This is a genomic window from Acetobacterium carbinolicum (assembly GCF_047456275.1).
Taxonomy (GTDB): domain Bacteria; phylum Bacillota; class Clostridia; order Eubacteriales; family Eubacteriaceae; genus Acetobacterium; species Acetobacterium carbinolicum.
The window spans coordinates 1218698-1240213 of record NZ_CP173357.1 but is presented as its reverse complement, the minus strand read 5'-3'; the positions used below and the strand labels follow the sequence as shown (position 1 = coordinate 1240213).

Below are 21516 nucleotides of genomic sequence, written 5' to 3'. Positions count from 1 at the left end.
GTCGACGACATAGTAAAAGCCGGAGCGTTGCTCCGGCTTTGTTTTATCGTCTATTTTTAACCTTTTTAAGCCGGAAAAACTCTTCCCGCTCTTTTTCTTCGATGGTATCCTGAATATACTTAATTTCGTCCTTTAATCGGGGAATCTGAATCTTATCCAGGGCATTGGCACTTTTTTGAGTCTTTCTAATTTCTAACGAAAGTTTATAGGCCGTTGTTTCAACCTGGGCCAATTGATAGGACAAAAATTTGACATCATTAAATTTTTTGATGGCAATATCCAGGGCCGGATTATTCTCATAAAATCCATAGGGAAGACTTTTTTCGTATTTTTCGGTATAAACCACCTCCGGTATATCAACCCCCATTACCCCTTTAATTCGAATCTCAAAGGGCATTTCCGAGTTTATTGATAAGGCAAACTCTTCCAGGTGATTGAGTCCCATGCTAATGCAAACCTGTTGCAACGCCTTATAGGCTTCCTGAAACTTCTGGTTGATCTCATTTTCAATCAACTCCGCTTCTTTAACCAATTGCATGATCTCCTGGATCAGGATGGTTCTTTTTTTATCCAAAAGATCATACCCTTTTACCGAAAAACTCATTCGACTCTTCGCTTTTATCAGGTTTGCTTTTGTTGGCGTTATTTTAATGGCCATCATCCCACCTACATTTCTTTAGGGAAATATTTTTCGATGTTTTCAGGACTCAGTCGATCCAGCTCCGTCAGTGGTAATAAAGCCAGAAGTTTCCACCCCAGGTTAAGGCTTTGCATAATATTTCGACTTTCATCAAAACCCTGGTTTAGAAATTTCGCCTCAAAAGCACGTCCAAAAGCCATATATTTTTTATCAGTGGGACTTAGATCCTCCTCACCGATAATCTGAGATAAATCCCTTACTTCCTGAACCTTGGAATAGGAAGCAAACAATTGGTTGGCAACCTCAGCATGATCTTCCCGGGTGAAACCTTCACCAACACCATCTTTCATCAGTCGGGACAGCGATGGCAAAATAGCCACCGGCGGGTAAATACTCCGCTGGAAAAGATCACGCCCTAAAACAACTTGCCCCTCGGTGATATATCCGGTCAGATCCGGGATCGGATGCGTTATATCATCATTTGGCATGGTCAGTATTGGTAAAAACGTAATTGAACCAACCTGGTCTTTTAACATCCCAGCTCGTTCATAAAGAGAAGCCAAATCCGAGTACATATAACCGGGATAGCCTTTACGGCTGGGAACTTCTTCACGAGCGGAGGATATTTCCCGCAATGCCTCGCAGTAACTGGTAATATCGGTCATGACGACCAGGATATGCATATGTTTTTCAAACGCCAGATATTCGGCTGCTGTTAAAGCGCAGCGGGGCGTTGTAATCCGTTCGGCAATGGGATCATCGGCATAGTTGACAAACATCACGACCCGGTCCATGACATTGGCATCATCAAAGCTCTTCCTAAAGAATTTTTCATCATCGTGTTTAACCCCAATGGCGGCAAAAACAATCGCAAAATCTTCGTGAACATTGTCTCCTAGTCGGGCCTGCTTAACAATTTGAGCGGCCAATTCATTATGAGGTAAGCCATTACCTGAAAAAATCGGCAATTTTTGACCGCGGATCAGCGTCGCCAGAGTATCGATGGAAGAAATACCCGTCTGGATAAAATTCCGCGGATATTCCCGGGACATCGGGTTAATGGGACGACCATTAATGTTTGCTTCAACCAAACTAAAAATGTCACTGCCATTATCAATCGGTTCACCGATGCCATTAAAGATCCGTCCCTGTAAATCCAGGGACATCGGCAAATTAAAGGATTCGCCAGTAAATTTGATAATACTGTTTCCGGCGGCCAAGCCGGCCGTACTTTGAAAAACCTGGACGGTAACCTTTTTTTCGTCAATTTTGATGACTTTTCCCTTTTTGACTTTCCCGGTGCTGATTTCGACAATATCAACCACTTCACCGTAGAAAACATCGTCCACATCCGAGATTTGAATCAGGGGACCAACGACTTTATCAATTTTTAAATACTCTTTTTTCATTGTTTCCCCCTAATTCTCATATTTTTTAAAAAGCACTTCAAAATACTGGTCGATCTCATCTTTTAGCCGATCAATCCCGCTTAAATCATCATTTGGAATGGTATACTTCATTTTTATGAACTGCCCAAAAATATTCAGATCTTTTAGTTGCGATGTCGGTATTCCGAGTTTTAAGCCTTCCCGACCGCGTTCGTATAAATATTCAATGGCTTTTAGCATCGCATACTGTTTTTCCAAGGGGACATAGGTATCATCTTTATTATAGGCGTTCTGTTGCAGATAACCGACTTTGATCAGTTTGGCAATCTCAAGAACCCAGCGCTGATCGTCGGGTAGCACATCTTCTCCAACTAGCATCACCATTTCCTGGAGCTTGTTTTCTTCATACATCAACTCCAGCATTTTATTTCTGAGTGAAATGCAATCCTCGGCCACATTGTCCTCATACCAGTCCGATAGTATTTTAATGTAACCACTGTAGCTTTCCAGCCAGTTAATGGCCGGGTAATGCCTGGCATAGGCAAGACTCTTATCCAGCGCCAGAAAAACATTGACAAAGCGCTTGGTGTTTTCAGTAACCGGTTCGGAGAAATCTCCTCCGGCTGGTGATACGGCACCGATAATTGTAATTGAACCTTCATCCCCGCCCAGGGTTTCAATACTACCAGCCCGTTCGTAAAATTCAGCAATTCGGGATGGTAAATAGGCCGGATATCCTTCTTCTGCCGGCATCTCTTCCAGACGGCCGGAGATCTCGCGCAGCGCCTCCGCCCAGCGCGAAGTAGAGTCTGCCATCATTGCCACCGCGTAACCCATATCCCGATAGTATTCGGCAATGGTGATGCCAGTATAAATACTGGCCTCCCGGGCCGCTACTGGCATGTTGGACGTATTGGCAATTAAAACCGTTCGCTCCATAATCGATTTGCCCGACCGGGGATCGATAAGTTTGGGAAAATCTTCAATAACTTCAGTCATTTCATTTCCCCGCTCACCGCAACCGATATAGACAATGATATCTGCATCCGACCACTTGGCCAACTGATGCTGAGTCATCGTTTTTCCGGTTCCAAATCCCCCGGGGATCGCTGCTGTTCCACCTTTGGCAATGGGGAAAAAGATATCAATTACCCGCTGTCCAGTGATTAATGGCACCAGGGTTTCTTTTCGGTAGGCATTGGGACGAGGTGTACGAATTGGCCATTCATGGGCCATTTTTAATTCATGAACCTGATTCTTATGATCCGAAATTCGCACCAGCACATCGTCAATGGTATAGCTGCCATCAGGGACCACCTCAATAACGGTTCCCGAAAGGTTTGGTGGCACCAGTAACCGATTTTTTATAACTTCCGTTTCCGAAACGGTGCCAAAAATACACCCCGCCGCTAACGCATCCCCCGGTTTAACACTCAAGACGGTTTCCCACATTTTTTTGTCATCAATGGATAAAAGTCCTATTCCTTCCGGAATAAAAATTGGCGAGATTTCCTGAATTTTTTCCAGGGGACGCTGGATTCCGTCAAACATGTTTTTTAACATCCCAGGACCTAAATTCAAGCTCAGTGGTCTGCCGGTAGGGTTGATTACCTCGCCAATTTTCAGCCCTTCCGTTTCCTCATAAACCTGAATCGTGCCTATGTCACCTTCTAGAATAATCACTTCGCCAATGAGCCGTTTGTCACCAACCGTGACCATTTCCCGCATTTTAAAGGTGGTCATGTTTTTACCTTTGATAACCGGTCCATTAATCGCCGAAATCATCCCGGTAATTTTCTTTTCTTCTGTAACTGCCACCTAAATCACCTGCTTTTCCATAAACCCATTAAGTGTCATTCCGATGAGTTTATAATTGCTTTTTATGAGACTTTCAACGGTAAAATCGCAATGAAGGCTGACTTCTTCATCTTCGACAATGAATCCGCCAATACACTCCTGACAATTCTTATGATAGTTTACCGCATAACCATCTAACTGCTCGTCAATGAGGTTTTTGATTTGTTCGTAATCGCGTTCATTGACAAAAACAACCAGTTCCTTTTTACTTTCAAATACCTGCGGTATCTGCGCGATACAATCACGCAAATAGCGCTCGTAAACTTCTTCGGTCAGATACGCTCTGGCCTTTTCCCGGATAATCTGATTAAAATCCAGTAAAATGCGTTTCTTTTCTTCCAGTTCTAATGCTTTGGCTTTGTTTTTTCCTTCTGCGATAATTTTATTTTTATCTCTGAAAATAGTATGGTAACTCCGTTCTTCAACAGACCTTTTTTCTTTTCTGATTTTTTCCCACGAGTCTTCCAATAGGGCGTCCCGCTTTTCTTTCGCTTCGTAGATGATATCTTTTCCCCATTTTCGTTCTTTACTTAAAATATATTGGGTAAACACCCGGAGTTTTTCTTCTACAGAAATCATTTTATCACATCCTTACAATCCCACAGACTCTTTAATATACCGTGTTATCATTCCTTCGCTTCTTTGATAACCATAACGATCCGGAATAATTGTAATTAAAGGCGTAAAATACTTCTTCTTTACTTCATTTACAGTTTCTTCCATCATCAAATATGCTTTTTCCGTCAAAAAAATAATTCCAATATCCTTGTTTTTCAAGGCTTCTTTAAAAGCCGCTTCAATATCATCTTTTGATTTTAAATAAGTCCCTTCGATACCCGCTAGTTGCATTCCCAGATAAGAATCCCGGTTCTCACTAATCACATAAGATTTCATTTTTATAAACTTCCAATAATCATAATTGAAATGATCAGACCGTAGATTGCAACACCCTCTGCCAAGCCAACATAGATAAGGGTTTTACCTAAAATTTTCTGATCTTCAGAAACGGCGCCCAAGGCGGCCGAACCAACAACCCCGACTGCATAACCAGCCCCAGCACAAGCCAGCCCGGTCGATAGTGCTGCCGCGATATAACCTAAACCGGCATCTGTGATTCCACTGGATACGCCGTCAGTCGCGGCTGAAACAATACTGGGAGCCATAAAAATAAGGGCCCCAGCGAGTAAAGGAATAAATGTTGACAGATTTACGCGCAAGAATTTTTTCATATTCTGACTTTTTTCATCACAATCATTATAGACAAAATAGACCCCACAAGCGATTGTTCCCAAAACTAACAGTGCTGCTCCAATTGTAATCAGAGTTAATAGATTCATTTTAATTCTCCTTAATTTAGATTAATTTCCAGATCAACCGGTTTAAACTCAATCCCGTCACCTGAATAGTATTTACTGAACAACTCATAGAATTGTAATCTTAATGCCTGAATACCAACAATTAAACCTTCCAAAGCAATGATGAATATATTGGCAAAGATGAGTATCCCAAAACTGATCACACCATTTTGTACCATGATGGCCAATGTCTGAAAGGCCATAAACAGACCCACATGGGTCAATGCAAAGGCACCGATTCTGATAAAGGAAAGGGTGTTGCTCAACATACCCAAAAACATTTCGAAAAGCTCAAAACCGCTCTCGACATAATATTCTGATGCCGTTTCTTCATACAAGGGCTTTTTCTTCATCAAATAGTTTGCCAAAGGTTCTCTTATTAGTACCAAAAATACCAAAAACACTGCCAGAAGAATCAATCCGGGAACTAAGATTTCCAGATGCGGAAATATTCCAAAGTTCAAACCCAAAATCCCCAAAAGACTGGCGTATAAAACAAAACCACAGAGACCGTTTTTTCCAAAAATCCCCTCTTTGATATCTTTCTTTTTAAGTTTGTTGATGATACTGTAAATATAGGCAACAAAAAGCATCACAATTCCGATCAGAACGGCCGAAAGAAGGACGGTATTAATCTCATGGAAGGGTCTTAACCAGAGCGGATGAATCACCTCTTCAAATCCAAAAACACTGCCATACATAAACCCGAAAAACGTAGAGCACATCCCTAATCGTAACAGCACTTTCCCAAGCACTACTCCCCTTTTTCCCAGGATCCAGCCAGCGAGAGCCAAAATAAGGCCCTGGCCAACATCACCAAACATAAATCCGAAACAAAACATATAGGTTATGCTTAAAAAAGGGGTTGGGTCCAGCTCATTAAATGAGGGCACGCCATACATTTTTACTAAGGTCTCAAAGGGACGAAAAAGCCAATTATTCTTCAATTTAGTGGGTGGCTTTCCACTGCCACTATTTGTATCCGAAAACATGATGATCATTTCCGGGTATTTAGCGGCGATCGCCTCCATCCGTTTTTTATCACGTCTGGAAATCCATCCAGAAAAATAAAAATTCTCTTCACTAAAGGCCATATATTTTTTAATGATGCTCAAATTCCCATATAAACTCAGGGTATTAAAACTCTCCGTTGCTTCTTTTTTATTTTCTTTTAAATGGGCATTCAAATCCACAAGTAACTTTGATTTTCTTTCTTTTAACACTTCAACTTCTTGATTAATTTTTTTAAGAATGATCTTTGGTGTTTCGGTATATTCTGAACTAAACCCTTCAATGGGCTTAAAATTCAACGCCTTTAGAATCCGCTTGGATTCAATTTCTAAATCCCTGGGGGACACAATCATAAACACTTCTTCATTGTCTACCTGATTGCCAACATGAAATACAATTGAAGTCACACTGTTATAAATACTTTTCAAGCGGGCGGCATTATCCTTTGTAACTGATCCCATACTAAACGAGAAATTTTCGAGATGATCAAGTTCGCTCATATTAGCTTCCAGTTCATCTAAATAGCCATAAGCCGTTCTGCTTTTTTCAAGCGCTTCAAGGCGATCGTTTATTTCTTTGATCTCGCCATACTCAAGGACTAAATTGTTTTCAAAAGCTTTAGCATTGGCCAACGCTTTTCCGAGATCCGTATCACCTTTTGCTAAAGACACCATATCTAAACTGAGGGATCCCTTGTAGAGTTCATTTAATTTATTTACGGTTTTGACAAAATTCTTCTCATCCATCATGGTTTCTCCAGACACAAGCTGAGCAAACCCCAATAGTTCTCCCATGTTTTCTTCCCGAATTGGCAGAATAAATCTACCCGAGTCAATCTCGTGCATGGCGTCCACTATTTGTATGTCATTGAAAAGAAAAATGTCTTTGGCAAATTTGTCTACATCTTTAATTTTGCCGACTACATCCATCATAATCACATTTTCAACTGCCATAGAGTACTTCCTTTCACACCCTAATCAATGGGTCTGATTAAATATTTTTTTGTCTCATCCGCGCCCATTCGATAACGCTTGCTTTCAATTATTGACGTGATATCTTCGATTTCAAAATCCAACAAGCGCACATATGCTACAACCCGACCCAAACCACTGTCACTATCGCCGAAAAGCTTTAAGTTCTGATAATACAAATAGCGTTCCTTGCGTCTTTCCATAAATAAATCGATGGTATCCGTGTGGTTAAAAAGAAATGCATAATCAGAATTTGTTAATAAAGCTTTAATTTCGACGAGATTTTTTGCATCAACCAGGCTTAACAAACGTTTCTCATTAAGCTCCAGACCACCGCGTAGCGAATAGGCAATTAATTCTTCTCGGGATAAGCTATAGAATTTTTTTCCGCGATAAATCCAGATTAAATTTAGCAAATCGAAGTTTCGTCTTTGTAGATCGATTAAATCTTGATTCGATTTTTTATCAAGCTTCATTAAACGGTTTTTTAACAAATCATAATAATAGCGATCCAGATTTTTTTCCACCATTACTAAGTCATGGGGACCCCTGATATCCTTATAAATTTCAAAAATACGGTAGTAATCAGTATTAACGAGCATCTTTTTAAATTCTTCCCAGTCTCTAGCACGAAAAAGACGATCAAAAGGTATTTTGGTGTACTTTTCGGAAAAAATCATTAGTGCCTTGAGTGATTCCAAATTACCACTTCTGGCGATGCCACGAATTAAAATTCGAATCGATTCGACCTCCATACGGATTAGCAAAATCAGAAGAAAATTCTTTTCCTCACCGAGTAGGTAATGCATCAGCTTTTCGGTGTCACGCACTTTCAAATCATTCAAGTGCGCTTCAATCTCTGTTCGATGAAGATCTTCTGGATTCATTTTACTTAAAAAATCGCCATAATAAGTATGATCTCTTAGGTAAAGGAATACTTCTTTCAAGTCTTTTGCCTTAATCAACTCAAGATAATCTTTATCATTAATTCTTCGAGCTCGCATTGCAAGCACTTTTGTATTTATAGCTGCATGTTTACTTTTAGACATTTAACTCTCACACTTTTCTATAAAATTTAGATCGAAAATCCATAGAATCAGATACTGCCATCGGTTACTTAAAGAGTTTTTCCAGAACTTCCAGTGCCTTTTCATCTTTTTTCTCATCATATCGGCATCGAGTCTTAGCTAATTCCTGATCCATCGAATCAATGATGCTTTGACGCTCTTCTTTGGCCTTGGTAATCTCCACGTGATAGTTTTGTTTGGCTAATTCCTGAACACCATCTAATTCATTTTTCTCATTTGCTTTAATCTTATTTTTAGTATGCTCTAAAATTCGATCCGCTCGTTGGCTAACATTTTTTTTGATCCGCACCGCCTTCATATCTAAATCGATAACTTGCCTGATAACCAAATTAATATCTGCGTCTTCACTATGTAACATGATTAATCTCCTTTCAATTAAATTTCAAAACATTTTCTTCTTATTAATATACCCAATATTTCTGTTTTTCATTATAGCACTTTAAAAAATGATAGCAAGATGTAATTTTTTCCAGCAACCGATTGCATGTTTCTTAAAATTAATTATTGTGTTGACACAAATCGATAAATGGTGTATTATTCGGTTATAAAGACACCCCTCCCCATGAGGGGTAGATTTAAAAGGAGGACTCACTATGGAAAGAACGCAGTTTAATATTAGTGGCATGACCTGCACCGCATGTGCCAGCGCCATTGAACGTAAAGTTGGCCAAATAGATGGTGTCGATTCTGCCGTTATCAATTTTTCAAATGAGAAACTGATTGTCCAGCATGATCCGACACTTGCTCCCGTACCGCTGATTGTCACCACCATCACAGCTCTAGGCTATGGCGCAACACTGGTTGAGGAAGGAAGTAAATTCACCTCAGGTACTAATAAAAAACAAAATGATAAGCCCGGTTATCAAGTTCAAATTGACGAAGTTAAAGCGCGACTCATCAGTTCGCTGATCTTTACCCTCCCCTTATTTTATCTCGCCATGGGTCCGATGATCGGCTTGCCAATTCCAGCTTTTTTAGCTGGCGAAAAAAATTTACTGATTAACGCCTTAACGCAAATGTTTCTAACCTTACCGGTTGTCTTTTTGTGTCGGCATTTTTACATCAATGGTTTTAAAGCTCTGGCCAAACGTATTCCTAATATGGATTCGCTCGTGGCCGTAGGCACGAGTGCTGCCTTTATCTATGGGGTTATCGTTTTGTTTATCCTCGCTTATGGTTTTTCATATGATAATATGGAATTGATTCATCACTATTCACATGAACTCTATTTTGAATCAACCACTGTTATTTTAGTTTTAATCACTTTAGGCAAATTTCTTGAAACAAAAGCAAAAGGAAAAACGTCCCAAGCGATCGAAAAATTGATTGCTTTAGTACCCGAAAACGCCCGCGCGTTAAGAAATAATTTAGAAGTCGAAATTTCTATTGATGAGGTTCGAATCGATGATATTATCATTATTCGCCCCGGAGAACGTGTTCCTGTTGATGGGATTATTCTGAGTGGTCATTCCAGCGTTGACGAATCTCTACTGACTGGCGAAAGTTTGCCTGTCGAAAAAGTGACCGGTGACACTGTTATTTCCGGCAGTATGAATAAAACCGGTTCTTTTGAATTTAAAGCGACTAAGATCGGACAGGACACTACCCTCAGTAAAATTATACAACTGGTTGAAGAAGCACAGTCATCGAAAGCCCCAATTGCCCGAATTGCCGATGAAATCAGTCGCTTTTTTGTTCCCGCAGTAATGGGAATCTCACTGCTGACTTTTATAATCTGGATGATCCTTGGTTTTGGGCTATCTTTTGCCTTATCGGCTGCGATATCTGTTCTCGTTATTTCCTGCCCCTGTGCCTTAGGACTAGCCACTCCAACAGCTATTATGGTTGGTACCGGAAAAGGCGCCGAAAAAGGCATCTTATTTAAGAATGGTCCGGCTTTGGAAATTCTTGGCAAATCAAATACCGTTGTTTTCGATAAGACCGGTACCTTAACGATCGGTTCTCCATCGATTACCGATATCATTCTTTATGATTCTGAAATCGATCAGAATGAATTGTTAACCATAACCGCTTCTTTAGAAAAAAAATCAGAGCACCCGCTGAGTGAAGCGATTGTAAATAAAGCCGATGAACTTCATCTTTCTTTACATGAAGTGTCAAAATTTGATTCGTTATCTGGATTAGGTATTCAAGGTCAGCTCGCTGGTAAAAATGTAGTGATAGGAAATATCAAACTAATGGAGCAAAATAGCCTTTCCGTCGATCACATTATGAACGATTATCTGCGACTCTCTGATTTGGGGAAAACGCCGCTATTAGTAGGCTGGGATCAATCGGTCAAAGGCATCATCGGCGTTGCCGATACCATTAAGGAAAACAGTAATTTAGCCGTTTCGCAACTAAAAGCAATGGGGATCAAGGTCTATATGCTCACCGGCGATAACGAACGGACAGCGCAGGCAATTGGCAACACGGTCAACATCGAAAATGTCGTAGCCAATGTGCTTCCCCATGAAAAAGCATCGATGATAAAGAATCTGCAAGCAGAGGGACATCAGGTAATTATGGTCGGAGATGGCATCAATGATGCCCCGGCGTTAGCCCAAAGTGATGTCGGCATTGCAATTGGTAACGGCACCGACATCGCCATTGAATCGGCCGATGTTATCCTTATGCAAAACGATTTAATGAATATTGTTTCAGCAATACAATTAAGTAAGGCCACTTTGAAGAACATCAAACAAAACTTATTTTGGGCCTTTATTTATAATGTGATTGGTATCCCCCTTGCTGCTGGTGTTTTATTTATACCGTTTGGTCTAAAACTAAACCCAATGTTTGCCGCCGGCGCAATGAGCTTAAGTTCAGTTTCCGTTGTGCTCAACGCTTTATCGCTAAAAACATTTAAAGCTAAATTATTAAACGTAAAGCAACCTGAAGCAAATCCTACCGTTAGCAAAGCAACACTGCTTAAAGATAAAAAAATTGAAATGAAAGAAGGAAAAAAAATGAAAAAATTATTAAAAGTTAGTGATATGAGTTGTCAACACTGCGTTAAACGTGTTGAAAGTGTGTTAAATGGCATTGATGGAATCAGTGATGTGTCCGTATCTCTAGAACAAAGCCAGGCCAGTTTTACAGCTTCCGATAATGTTAATCTAAGTGCAGTGACTGCTGCCCTCACAGAAGCAGGTTACCCGGCCTCTGAAATCACTGAATAATTATGGAAGTCAAGGATCGTACAATTGAGCTAAACCTGCTTAAAACTGCCCGGGGTCAGATCGATGGTATTATAAAGATGCTTGAAAATGATCGGTATTGCATTGACATTTCGAAACAAATCCTCGCAGTTCAGGCCCTTTTAAAAAAGACGAACCTGGAAATTTTAAAAAAACATATGAATTCTTGTGTAGCAGATGCCTTTGAAAAAGGCGATGGTGAAGCAAAAATTGATGAGATCATGCTTGTCCTTGATAAATATTATCGATAGATTAGACTAAATTAGCGCCTGTAACTAAAAAAAAGCCGCCACGATCGGTCAAGATCTTGGGCGGCTTTTTTTTGATTCAAACAAAATAAAAACCGCATCATCTGCGGCTAAATTTAGAAATTGGTGACCCATGGGCGACTTGAACGCCCGACACCCTGATTAAAAGTCAGATGCTCTACCAACTGAGCTAATGGGTCATGCTATAATTTACTTTTTGTCTGTCTCCAAACGATTATGAATACTCCCGTTTGCCTAACTAAGGGATTCAACCAAATCAAAGATTTGGGTTCTCTACTTGGCAACTGAGCTAATGGGTATTTAGAGGAGCGTATTTTATTCGAAAACTCTTCTCATCCTAGTTGGATGAGTTTTCAATTAAAATGCGTTAGCTTTATCACTGTTGTCTCGCTATGCTCGACTGCCGACCAATTTCAGGTATGAAATTGGGATAAAGCGTTGGTGGGAGAAGATGGATTCGAACCATCGTAGACGTTGTCAACGGATTTACAGTCCGCCCCCTTTAGCCACTCGGGCATTCTCCCAGATGTTTAAATAATTCTTGACATAAAAATGGAGCTGATGAACGGACTCGAACCGTTAACCTGCTGATTACAAATCAGCTGCTCTGCCAATTGAGCCACATCAGCTTAATGATAAAATATTGACACATTAAATTACGTTATTTCAAACCAGTACCAATCAACTAAGCGATTCACTCAAAAACGCTTGCTTCCTACGGTCGCACGTTTTTGGTTCTCTGCTTATGCCAATTGAGCCACATCAGCTTAATGATAAAATATTGACACATATAAATTACGTTATTTCAAATCACAGCCAATCAACTAAGCGATTCACTCAAAAATGTTCACTTCCTACGGTCGTGCATTTTTGGTTCTCTGCTTATGCCAATTGAGCCACATCAGCTTAATGATAAAATATTGACACATTAAATTACGTTATTTCAAACCAGTACCAATCAACTAAGCGATTCACTCAAAAACGCTTGCTTCCTACGGTCGCACGTTTTTGGCTCTCTACTTATGCCAATTGAGCCACATCAGCTTAATAAAAAGTGTTTGACATATTATAATGTTTACAATTATCTCTTATTTTGCTTAATTCAAATTTAAAGGAAGCAAACTGTCGATAATTGCATAAGCGATTCACGCAAAAATGTTCATTCACTACGTTCATGCATTTTTGGTTCTCTGCTTAAATGGCGACCTGGAAGAGACTCGAACTCTCGACCTCCAGCGTGACAGGCTGGCATTCTAACCAACTGAACTACCAGGCCGCGTGAATATGAAATTGGTGACCCCTAGGAGACTCGAACTCCTGTTACCGCCGTGAAAGGGCGGTGTCTTAACCGCTTGACCAAGGGGCCGTAATAAATGCGGATATGAATCATTATGGTTCACACCCGCTTGATGTCTTAATGGCTCCCCAGGCTGGATTTGAACCAGCAACCTATCGGTTAACAGCCGAGTGCTCCACCGTTGAGCTACTGAGGATTATTTAAAATCCCGCAACGTCCTATCCTCCCAGGCAGTTGCCCACCAAGTACTTTCGGCGCTGGAAGACTTTACTTCTGTGTTCGGTATGGGAACAGGTGTGGCCCTTCCGCCATCGTCGCGAGACTTATTTAGCTTTGTTTTGCTAAAAACAAATAGGTTTGAAGGAGCGTTAGCGGTCAGACCAGCTAAATGGCCCATCTTTTTTTCTAAAAACAATCCTTAAAAATCAAACTGTTTTTAGAGAAAAAGATGATCCTCATCCCTACTTGCTATGTTTATTAAGTTGTTTTTCGGTGATCGTAACGATCACTGGAAACAGCACAGTGTATAAAATCTTGGATCAAGACCTCGGTCGATTAGTACTGGTCAGCTCCATATGTTGCCATACTTCCACATCCAGCCTATCTACCTGATCGTCTATCAGGGACCTTAACCTTTCGGTGAGATATCTTATCTTGAAGGGGGCTTCGTGCTTAGATGCCTTCAGCACTTATCCTTTCCAAACTTAGCTACCCAGCTATGCTCCTGGCGGAACAACTGGTGCACCAGTGGTTTGTCCGTTCCGGTCCTCTCGTACTAGGAACAGCTCTTCTCAAATATCTAACGCCCACGACGGATAGGGACCGAACTGTCTCACGACGTTCTGAACCCAGCTCGCGTGCCTCTTTAATGGGCGAACAGCCCAACCCTTGGGACCTGCTTCAGCCCCAGGATGAGACGAGCCGACATCGAGGTGCCAAACCTCCCCGTCGATGTGGACTCTTGGGGGAGATAAGCCTGTTATCCCCGAGGTAGCTTTTATCCGTTGAGCGATGGCCCTTCCACTCGGAACCACCGGATCACTAAGCCCGACTTTCGTCTCTGCTCGAGATGTCTCTCTCGCAGTCAATCACCTTTTTGCCTTTGCACTCTAAGAGATGGTTTCCAACCATCCTGAAGGTAACTTTGGGCGCCTCCGATACTTTTTAGGAGGCGACCGCCCCAGTCAAACTGCCCGTCTGACACTGTCCGATGACCGGATTACGGCCACTCGTTAGAATTCCAATCGTACAAGGGTGGTATCCCAAGGGCAACTCCTTCGAAACTAGCGTCCCAAATTCTTTGTCTCCCACCTATCCTGTACGTGCACGATCAAAACTCAATGCCAGATTGCAGTAAAGCTCTACGGGGTCTTTCCGTCCTGTCGCGGGTAACTCGCATCTTCACGAGTACTACAATTTCACCGGGTGTGTTGTCGAGACAGCGCTCAAATCGTTACGCCTTTCGTGCGGGTCAGAACTTACCTGACAAGGAATTTCGCTACCTTAGGACCGTTATAGTTACGGCCGCCGTTTACTGGGGCTTAAATTTGCACCTTCGCTTGCGCTAAGCACTCCTCTTAACCTTCCAGCACCGGGCAGGCGTCAGCCCCTATACATCATCTTTCGATTTAGCAGAGACCTATGTTTTTGCTAAACAGTCGCTTGAGCCTCTTCTCTGCGGCCCCCATAAGGGGGCACTCCTTCTCCCGAAGTTACGGAGTCATTTTGCCGAGTTCCTTAACAACACTTCTCCCGCTCATCTTAGGATTCTCTCCTCGCCTACCTGTGTCGGTTTACGGTACGGGCACCTTCTCTCTCAATAGAAGCTTTTCTTGACAGCGTGAAATCAGCGACTTCCCTACTTATTTTTCGTTCCCCGTCACGCCTTGGCCTTAAAAGTAAGGGGATTTGCCTCCCTACTCAGCCTTGACGCTTGGCCCAGCTTTTCCAACCGCTGGGTTCGCTTATCCTTCTGTGTCACTCCATCTCTCAAACAATTAAAGGTGGTACAGGAATTTCAACCTGTTGTCCATCGCCTACGCTGCTCGCCTCGGCTTAGGCCCCGACTTACCCTGAGCGGACGAACCTTCCTCAGGAAACCTTGGGCTTTCGATGGTGAAGATTCTCACTTCACTTTCGCTACTCATGCCAACATTCTCTCTTGTCTTGTGTCCACCAAACCTTACAGTTTCGCTTCGCCCTCAAGACATTGCTCCCCTACCACTATGGTAGTACCATAATCCATCGCTTCGGTGCCAGATTTTAGCCCCGTTCATCTTCGGCGCACAACCACTCGACCAGTGAGCTATTACGCACTCTTTAAATGTGTGGCTGCTTCTAAGCCAACATCCTGGTTGTTTGTGCAGTTGCACATCCTTTCCCACTTAATCTGGACTTGGGGACCTTAGCGGATGGTCTGGGCTGTTTCCCTTTTGACTATGAGACTTATCTCACACAGTCTGACTGCCGTATATAAGTGCATGGCATTCGGAGTTTGATAAGGTTCAGTAATCTTTACGACCCCTAGCCTATTCAGTGCTCTACCTCCATCACTCTCTCTACAACGCTAGCCCTAAAGCTATTTCGGGGAGAACCAGCTATCTCCGTGTTCGATTGGAATTTCACCCCTATCCACAACTCATCCAAGCCTTTTTCAACAGACACTGGTTCGGACCTCCACTTGGTTTTACCCAAGCTTCATCCTGGTCATGGATAGATCACACGGTTTCGGGTCTACAGCATGCAACTAATCGCCCTATTCAGACTCGGTTTCCCTACGGCTCCGTACCTGAAGTACTTAACCTTGCTACATACCGTAACTCGTTGGCCCGTTCTACAAAAAGCACGCAGTCACGTTAGCTCCTGCTGCTTGTAAGCACAGGGTTTCAGTTTCTATTTCACTCCCCTTCCGGGGTTCTTTTCACCTTTCCCTCACGGTACTTTCCGCTATCGGTCAATCAGTAGTATTTAGCCTTGGGGGGTGGGCCCCCCATCTTCCCACAGGGTTACACGTGTCCCGTGGTACTCGTCGATTACCCGTCCATACTATTTTCGTCTACGGGGATCTCACCCTCTGCGTCCGACCTTCCCATGTCGTTCAACTAATAATACAGCCTTGATGTAATCAGGGCTCTTCCTCGTTCGCTCGCCGCTACTAAAGGAATCGATGTTTCTTTCTTTTCCTCTGGGTACTAAGATGTTTCAGTTCCCCAGGTTCCCTCCATAACGCTATGTATTCACGTTACAGTGACTGGTCTTCTACCAGCCGGGTTTCCCCATTCGGATATCTACGCTTTAACGGTTATGTGCACCTACACGTAGCTTTTCGCAGCTTGTCGCGTCCTTCTTCGGCTCTGATTGCCAAGGCATTCACCCTGTGCTCTTTTCTTCTTGATCCTGACGTTTTTACCCAAATTTGTTAAAATTTGGTAAGTCACTAAGCGTTAGCGTGTGACTGATGTAAAAACTAACGCATTTTTCGGCAAAATTCTTCCTTAACTGAATAAGGAATATTGGCGAAAAATACGATCCTAAAATTACGTTTTCGTGTTAAGAAATTGTATTTCAAAATTTTATTTATACACTATGCTGTTTTCAATGATCGACGTATTTGTCCAAATTTGATGAAATTTGGCAAGTCACTAAGCATTAGCGTGTGACTGGTACAAATACTAACGCATTTTTCGACAAAATTCTTCCTTAAATAAATAAGGAATTCTGATGAAAAATACGATCCTTTTGTTTTATGAACTTGCGTTCAGTTTGTTATGGTGGGCTTGGGAGGACTTGAACCTCCGACCTCACGCTTATCAGGCGTGCGCTCTAACCACCTGAGCTACAAGCCCATGCGTTTGTTTTAAAAATTGGTGGAGATGAGGAGACTTGAACTCCTGACCCCCTGCTTGCAAGGCAGGTGCTCTCCCAACTGAGCTACACCCCCCCAACATTAAAACGTATTAAGTTTATGCTGATTGCTTGTGTCTTGTATAACCAAATGGTCATACAAAAGAAAATAGTACCATGACTTCCTGTATTCCTTAGAAAGGAGGTGATCCAGCCGCACCTTCCGATACGGCTACCTTGTTACGACTTCACCCCAATTACTGACCCCACCTTCGGCAGCTGGCTCCTTACGGTTGCCTCACTGACTTCGGGTGTTGCCAACTCTCGTGGTGTGACGGGCGGTGTGTACAAGACCCGGGAACGCATTCACCGCAGCATTCTGATCTGCGATTACTAGCAACTCCAACTTCATGCAGGCGAGTTGCAGCCTGCAATCCGAACTGAGATCTGTTTTAAGGGATTAGCTTCACCTCGCGGTTTCGCAGCCCTCTGTTCAGACCATTGTAGCACGTGTGTAGCCCAGGTCATAAGGGGCATGATGATTTGACGTCGTCCCCACCTTCCTCCGTGTTATCCACGGCAGTCTGCTTAGAGTGCCCAACTGAATGATGGCAACTAACCACAGGGGTTGCGCTCGTTGCGGGACTTAACCCAACATCTCACGACACGAGCTGACGACAACCATGCACCACCTGTCTCTCTGTTCCCGAAGGAAAAGTCTGATCTCTCAGATTGTCAGAGGATGTCAAGACCTGGTAAGGTTCTTCGCGTTGCTTCGAATTAAACCACATGCTCCGCTGCTTGTGCGGGTCCCCGTCAATTCCTTTGAGTTTCAACCTTGCGGTCGTACTCCCCAGGCGGAGTGCTTATTGCGTTAGCTGCGGCACTGAGTCTCCCCAACACCTAGCACTCATCGTTTACGGCGTGGACTACCAGGGTATCTAATCCTGTTTGCTCCCCACGCTTTCGCACCTCAGCGTCAGTATTTGTCCAGCAAGCCGCCTTCGCCACCGGTGTTCCTCCTAATATCTACGCATTTCACCGCTACACTAGGAATTCCACTTGCCTCTCCAATACTCAAGTCTTTCAGTTTCAAATGCATGTCACCGGTTGAGCCGGTACCTTTCACATCTGACTTAAAAAACCGCCTGCGTGCCCTTTACGCCCAGTAAATCCGGACAACGCTTGTCCCCTACGTATTACCGCGGCTGCTGGCACGTAGTTAGCCGGGACTTTCTTCTTGGGTACCGTCTTTTTTTCTTCCCCAATAACAGAGCTTTACGATCCGAAAACCTTCTTCACTCACGCGGTATTGCTGCGTCAGGGTTTCCCCCATTGCGCAATATTCCCCACTGCTGCCTCCCGTAGGAGTCTGGACCGTGTCTCAGTTCCAGTGTGACCGTTCGCCCTCTCAGACCGGTTACCCATCGTCGCCTTGGTGAGCTGTTATCTCACCAACTAGCTAATGGGACGCGGGTCCATCCTATGGCACCGGAGCGTTTAATACATCTGCCATGCGACAAATATATCTTATAAGGCATTACTCCCAGTTTCCCGAGGCTATTCCTTTCCATAGGGTAGGTTACCCACGCGTTACTCACCCGTTCGCCACTTTCTAAAAGATCCGTGCAAGCACTTCTCTTTTGTCTCGTTCGACTTGCATGTGTTAAGCATACCGCCAGCGTTCGTCCTGAGCCAGGATCAAACTCTCAATAAAAGTTTGTATTTAAAGCCTTTCGGCCTTTAAATGCTGTCTCATTTGAATAACTGTAGTTTATCCTCTACCGAGTTAATGTTTTTAAGAGTGCATCTCTCTGTTTCTATTTTAGCCATCATTCATCCTTGCGGATGTTTCGGCTGTTTTACAGGTTTTATGGTACTATTCTCTTTTCTATGACCGCTGCATCTCAGGTGATTTTTAATCATTCCCCACCGAAGAAGCTTTTGTATTATATCGTCGTTTTCCTGTGTTGTCAAGTTGTTTTACAAAGTTTTTTTGATTTTGCTTTTTTTATTTTGGAGGCGCCACCCAGACTTGAACTGGGGGTGAGGGTGTTGCAGACCCATGCCTTACCACTTGGCTATGGCGCCCTATTAAGTTGGAGCGGAAGACGAGATTTGAACTCGCGACCCTCGCCTTGGCAAGGCGATGCTCTACCACTGAGCCACTTCCGCTGATGGTGGTGCCCAAAGGCGGAATTGAACCACCGACACGAGGATTTTCAGTCCTCTGCTCTACCGACTGAGCTATTTGGGCATGTAATGAATTAATAAAACAACCATGTTAAACGTTTAAAGTCCGTTACATGACTTTACTACGCCGTGGTTAATTACCCAATAATTGGATGACCATTAACCTTGGGGTAGCTATGAATTGCTATTCATTTTTGGTTCTCTGCTTAAAAATTTATGGCGACCTGGAAGAGACTCGAACTCTCGACCTCCAGCGTGACAGGCTGGCATTCTAACCAACTGAACTACCAGGCCGCTTGTAAAAAAAATGGTGGTCGCAACAGGGCTCGAACCTGTGACCCCCTGCTTGTAAGGCAGGTGCTCTCCCAGCTGAGCTATGCGACCATCAGTTGAGATACAAGTGTTATTATACGGCTGTAAAAACTAATTGTCAACTATTTTATTATATTTTTAGTTTTTATTTTTTTTCGGCAATAACCTGAATTCGTTCACCTTCATTACTGCCTTGCAGGAAGGTTCCGAAATCATAATACTTCATATTTTTAAAACCAATCGTTGTCAAACACCGATGGATATCTTCAATGGTATAGAAATATTGAATCTGGGTCTCCTCATGACGATTATAAGTGTCATTCTTGTTCTTCTCAAAAAATGTTAGATTGAAGTGCATCGCATTTTCGGCAAAATGCGGTTCATTTTCCCAAACACAAAAGATATCATCTAAATCATAGATATAGGTATTATCCATAATGGTCTTTTTATATTTAGTGACGGTGTTAACATCAAACAACAAAAGTCCTTCACTTTCCAAACATTCATAACTACTCAGGAAAAAGCGCTGCAGGGCTTCTAGATCAGGCAGATAGTTGACACTGTCACAACAGGAAATCACGGCATCAAAAGTTTGATTAATTTGAAAATTACTCATATCGCCTAAATAAAACTGAATATTTTTGAGTCCCATCCGATCCGCTTTTTCATCTGCCACCGTTAGCATCGCTTCGGATAAATCCACCGCCGTCATGTTTAACCCCATTTGGGCCAGATTGCAGGTAATATTCCCCGTTCCGCATCCAAACTCCAAAACAGTTTTAATTTCACGCTTGCTATTAAAAAATAAACGCTGTACATAGTCAGACCATTTAGAATAATCTATTTCTTTCATCAATTCATCATAAACCTGTGCAAATTCTTCGTACATATTAACTCTCCTGTTTTAATAATTTTTTGAATAGTTTATCAATTTAAGTGATGCTTCCATTCCCTTTAACAAAACCGTCTCATCAAAATTGAAATCTGAAGTATGCAGGTTTTTATTATAACCTTTTTTTTCATTACCGGTTCCCAACCCGATGTACAATCCCGGAACTGCGCTCTGAAAATAAGAAAAATCCTCCGACAACATAACTTTTCGAAAAGGAACCCTGTTTTCCCTCGGGATCAGTTCTTTATAAATCTCATATAATCGTTCATTATTAATAACTGGCGGATACATTTCGATGAATTTCAGCTCAATATTACAGCCATGGGTTAATTCAACCCCTTTTACGACTTCCTCAATCCGACGATGTAGTTTCTCGTGACTTTTATTGCTAAATGAACGGATGGTTCCCCCAAGCTTAACCTCATCGGCCACAACGTTCACGCGCGTTCCACCATTTAGCAACCCAATTGAGATAACCACACTCTCCATCGGATTGGTATTTCGACTGACAATACTCTGGAGGCAGGTGATCAATGAAGCACTTGCGACGATCGCGTCCATTGATCGCTGCGGCTGCGCAGCATGTCCGCTGATGCCACGAACCGTTATAAAGAATTCACTGTTCTGCGCCATCATCGGCCCCGCCTTTGTTGCCAGCATACCTTCTTCAATAAAAGGAAACAGATGATAACCAAAGATCGCTTTAACCGGATATTTTTCAAAGATTCCGGCCTCGATCATCGGTTTTGCTCCGCCTGGCCCTTCTTCACCCGGCTGAAAAATTAACAGCACACTTCTCTTTCGTTGATCGGGAAAATCGGCCAGATATTTTGCCAGCAGCAAATTCATCGTCATATGTCCGTCATGCCCGCAGGCATGCATCCATCCAGGATGACAGGAAACATAGTCGTGATCGGCTTCTTCCAAAATACAAAGGGCATCCATATCGGCTCGAAAGGCAATGGCATCATCGTCACATTGTCCTTTTATATAGAGAATCAGACCGGTCTCACACACTTTTTCCGGCTGATAGCCCAGGTCCACCAGATAATTGATAAGATAAGCCTGGGTTTTTGCTAAATCAAACCCCTCTTCCGGTATTTGATGGAGTTCACGCCGCAGTCGGATCGCTTCTTCATCGTAATTTTTTACTCGCTCACTATCTTGCATTTTATTCCTTCTTTTTCATTCTTTTTTTTA

At 42.6% G+C, this 21516-nt stretch carries 13 protein-coding genes, 13 tRNA genes and 3 rRNA genes; 2 read left to right on the top strand and 27 right to left on the bottom strand.

The window, feature by feature from the left end; genetic code table 11:
- Window positions 1-43 precede the first annotated feature (43 nt).
- From ACIZ62_RS05785 to ACIZ62_RS05745, 9 genes are all read right to left on the bottom strand, one after another.
- Window positions 44-658, bottom strand: coding sequence for a V-type ATP synthase subunit D (locus tag ACIZ62_RS05785; protein ID WP_111887555.1), 615 nt, complete (start codon window positions 656-658; stop codon window positions 44-46).
- An 8-nt stretch (window positions 659-666) separates the two neighbouring features.
- Entirely contained in the window at window positions 667-2049 is a 1383-nt protein-coding gene (locus tag ACIZ62_RS05780; protein ID WP_414151424.1) for a V-type ATP synthase subunit B, read from the bottom strand.
- A 9-nt stretch (window positions 2050-2058) separates the two neighbouring features.
- On the bottom strand, window positions 2059-3813 hold the full coding sequence (locus ACIZ62_RS05775) for a V-type ATP synthase subunit A (RefSeq protein WP_322519931.1): 1755 nt from the start codon (window positions 3811-3813) through the stop codon (window positions 2059-2061).
- Between the two features lie 33 nt (window positions 3814-3846).
- Window positions 3847-4464: a V-type ATP synthase subunit E gene (locus ACIZ62_RS05770; protein WP_414151423.1), complete on the bottom strand. Its 618-nt coding sequence runs from the start codon at window positions 4462-4464 to the stop codon at window positions 3847-3849.
- 12 nt (window positions 4465-4476) lie between these two features.
- Entirely contained in the window at window positions 4477-4779 is a 303-nt protein-coding gene (locus ACIZ62_RS05765; protein ID WP_111887558.1) for a V-type ATP synthase subunit F, read from the bottom strand.
- 2 nt (window positions 4780-4781) lie between these two features.
- Window positions 4782-5222 (bottom strand): ATP synthase subunit C, encoded by a 441-nt coding sequence (locus ACIZ62_RS05760; RefSeq protein WP_111887559.1) that lies wholly within the window; start codon window positions 5220-5222, stop codon window positions 4782-4784.
- Between the two features lie 11 nt (window positions 5223-5233).
- On the bottom strand, window positions 5234-7204 hold the full coding sequence (locus ACIZ62_RS05755; RefSeq protein ID WP_414151422.1) for a V-type ATP synthase subunit I: 1971 nt from the start codon (window positions 7202-7204) through the stop codon (window positions 5234-5236).
- A 20-nt stretch (window positions 7205-7224) separates the two neighbouring features.
- Window positions 7225-8271, bottom strand: coding sequence for a V-type ATPase subunit (locus tag ACIZ62_RS05750; RefSeq protein ID WP_414151421.1), 1047 nt, complete (start codon window positions 8269-8271; stop codon window positions 7225-7227).
- A 64-nt stretch (window positions 8272-8335) separates the two neighbouring features.
- Window positions 8336-8668: a hypothetical protein gene (locus ACIZ62_RS05745; protein WP_414151420.1), complete on the bottom strand. Its 333-nt coding sequence runs from the start codon at window positions 8666-8668 to the stop codon at window positions 8336-8338.
- A 235-nt stretch (window positions 8669-8903) separates the two neighbouring features.
- On the opposite strand from ACIZ62_RS05745, the gene ACIZ62_RS05740 reads away from it, so the two are divergent.
- Window positions 8904-11492 carry a heavy metal translocating P-type ATPase gene (locus ACIZ62_RS05740; protein WP_414151419.1) on the top strand — a complete coding sequence of 863 codons (2589 nt, stop codon included), beginning with the start codon at window positions 8904-8906 and terminating at the stop codon, window positions 11490-11492.
- Between the two features lie 2 nt (window positions 11493-11494).
- Window positions 11495-11761, top strand: coding sequence for a metal-sensing transcriptional repressor (locus ACIZ62_RS05735; RefSeq protein WP_414151418.1), 267 nt, complete (start codon window positions 11495-11497; stop codon window positions 11759-11761).
- A gap of 121 nt (window positions 11762-11882) precedes the next feature.
- On the opposite strand, the gene ACIZ62_RS05730 is transcribed toward ACIZ62_RS05735, so the two are convergent.
- The 18 genes from ACIZ62_RS05730 to ACIZ62_RS05645 all read right to left on the bottom strand — a co-directional run bounded on the left by ACIZ62_RS05730 (window position 11883) and on the right by ACIZ62_RS05645 (window position 21486).
- Window positions 11883-11958 (bottom strand) — tRNA-Lys (locus tag ACIZ62_RS05730).
- A gap of 260 nt (window positions 11959-12218) precedes the next feature.
- Window positions 12219-12303: transfer RNA gene (locus tag ACIZ62_RS05725), tRNA-Tyr, on the bottom strand.
- Between the two features lie 29 nt (window positions 12304-12332).
- Window positions 12333-12408: transfer RNA gene (locus ACIZ62_RS05720), tRNA-Thr, on the bottom strand.
- A 570-nt stretch (window positions 12409-12978) separates the two neighbouring features.
- Window positions 12979-13055 (bottom strand) — tRNA-Asp (locus ACIZ62_RS05715).
- Window positions 13056-13070: 15 nt separating this feature from the next.
- Window positions 13071-13145: transfer RNA gene (locus ACIZ62_RS05710), tRNA-Glu, on the bottom strand.
- Window positions 13146-13197: 52 nt separating this feature from the next.
- A tRNA-Asn gene (locus tag ACIZ62_RS05705) sits at window positions 13198-13272 on the bottom strand.
- A gap of 9 nt (window positions 13273-13281) precedes the next feature.
- Window positions 13282-13398: ribosomal RNA gene (rrf, locus tag ACIZ62_RS05700) — 5S ribosomal RNA — on the bottom strand.
- Between the two features lie 213 nt (window positions 13399-13611).
- Window positions 13612-16472 (bottom strand): 23S ribosomal RNA (locus ACIZ62_RS05695).
- A 372-nt stretch (window positions 16473-16844) separates the two neighbouring features.
- A tRNA-Ile gene (locus ACIZ62_RS05690) sits at window positions 16845-16921 on the bottom strand.
- Window positions 16922-16940: 19 nt separating this feature from the next.
- Window positions 16941-17016: transfer RNA gene (locus ACIZ62_RS05685), tRNA-Ala, on the bottom strand.
- 101 nt (window positions 17017-17117) lie between these two features.
- Window positions 17118-18636: ribosomal RNA gene (locus ACIZ62_RS05680) — 16S ribosomal RNA — on the bottom strand.
- Together the 16S, 23S and 5S rRNA genes with 10 tRNA genes alongside form the textbook arrangement of a ribosomal RNA operon.
- Before the next feature lie 300 nt (window positions 18637-18936).
- Window positions 18937-19010: transfer RNA gene (locus tag ACIZ62_RS05675), tRNA-Cys, on the bottom strand.
- 9 nt (window positions 19011-19019) lie between these two features.
- Window positions 19020-19094, bottom strand: a tRNA-Gly gene (locus ACIZ62_RS05670).
- A 6-nt stretch (window positions 19095-19100) separates the two neighbouring features.
- Window positions 19101-19176, bottom strand: a tRNA-Phe gene (locus ACIZ62_RS05665).
- 153 nt (window positions 19177-19329) lie between these two features.
- Window positions 19330-19406: transfer RNA gene (locus ACIZ62_RS05660), tRNA-Asp, on the bottom strand.
- A 14-nt stretch (window positions 19407-19420) separates the two neighbouring features.
- Window positions 19421-19496 (bottom strand) — tRNA-Val (locus ACIZ62_RS05655).
- Between the two features lie 73 nt (window positions 19497-19569).
- Entirely contained in the window at window positions 19570-20313 is a 744-nt protein-coding gene (locus tag ACIZ62_RS05650) for a class I SAM-dependent DNA methyltransferase (RefSeq protein ID WP_414151417.1), read from the bottom strand.
- Window positions 20314-20328: 15 nt separating this feature from the next.
- On the bottom strand, window positions 20329-21486 hold the full coding sequence (locus ACIZ62_RS05645; protein ID WP_414151416.1) for a M20 metallopeptidase family protein: 1158 nt from the start codon (window positions 21484-21486) through the stop codon (window positions 20329-20331).
- Between the last annotated feature and the right edge of the window lie 30 nt (window positions 21487-21516).

Coding starts and splice junctions, on each gene's coding strand:
- ACIZ62_RS05785 (WP_111887555.1), bottom strand. CDS start 658: ATGGCCATTAAAATAACGCCAACAAAAGCAAACCTGATAAAAGCGAAG.
- ACIZ62_RS05780 (WP_414151424.1), bottom strand. CDS start 2,049: ATGAAAAAAGAGTATTTAAAAATTGATAAAGTCGTTGGTCCCCTGATT.
- ACIZ62_RS05775 (WP_322519931.1), bottom strand. CDS start 3,813: ATGATTTCGGCGATTAATGGACCGGTTATCAAAGGTAAAAACATGACC.
- ACIZ62_RS05770 (WP_414151423.1), bottom strand. CDS start 4,464: ATGATTTCTGTAGAAGAAAAACTCCGGGTGTTTACCCAATATATTTTA.
- ACIZ62_RS05765 (WP_111887558.1), bottom strand. CDS start 4,779: ATGAAATCTTATGTGATTAGTGAGAACCGGGATTCTTATCTGGGAATG.
- ACIZ62_RS05760 (WP_111887559.1), bottom strand. CDS start 5,222: ATGAATCTATTAACTCTGATTACAATTGGAGCAGCACTGTTAGTTTTG.
- ACIZ62_RS05755 (WP_414151422.1), bottom strand. CDS start 7,204: ATGGCAGTTGAAAATGTGATTATGATGGATGTAGTCGGCAAAATTAAA.
- ACIZ62_RS05750 (WP_414151421.1), bottom strand. CDS start 8,271: ATGTCTAAAAGTAAACATGCAGCTATAAATACAAAAGTGCTTGCAATG.
- ACIZ62_RS05745 (WP_414151420.1), bottom strand. CDS start 8,668: ATGTTACATAGTGAAGACGCAGATATTAATTTGGTTATCAGGCAAGTT.
- ACIZ62_RS05740 (WP_414151419.1), top strand. CDS start 8,904: ATGGAAAGAACGCAGTTTAATATTAGTGGCATGACCTGCACCGCATGT.
- ACIZ62_RS05735 (WP_414151418.1), top strand. CDS start 11,495: ATGGAAGTCAAGGATCGTACAATTGAGCTAAACCTGCTTAAAACTGCC.
- ACIZ62_RS05650 (WP_414151417.1), bottom strand. CDS start 20,313: ATGTACGAAGAATTTGCACAGGTTTATGATGAATTGATGAAAGAAATA.
- ACIZ62_RS05645 (WP_414151416.1), bottom strand. CDS start 21,486: ATGCAAGATAGTGAGCGAGTAAAAAATTACGATGAAGAAGCGATCCGA.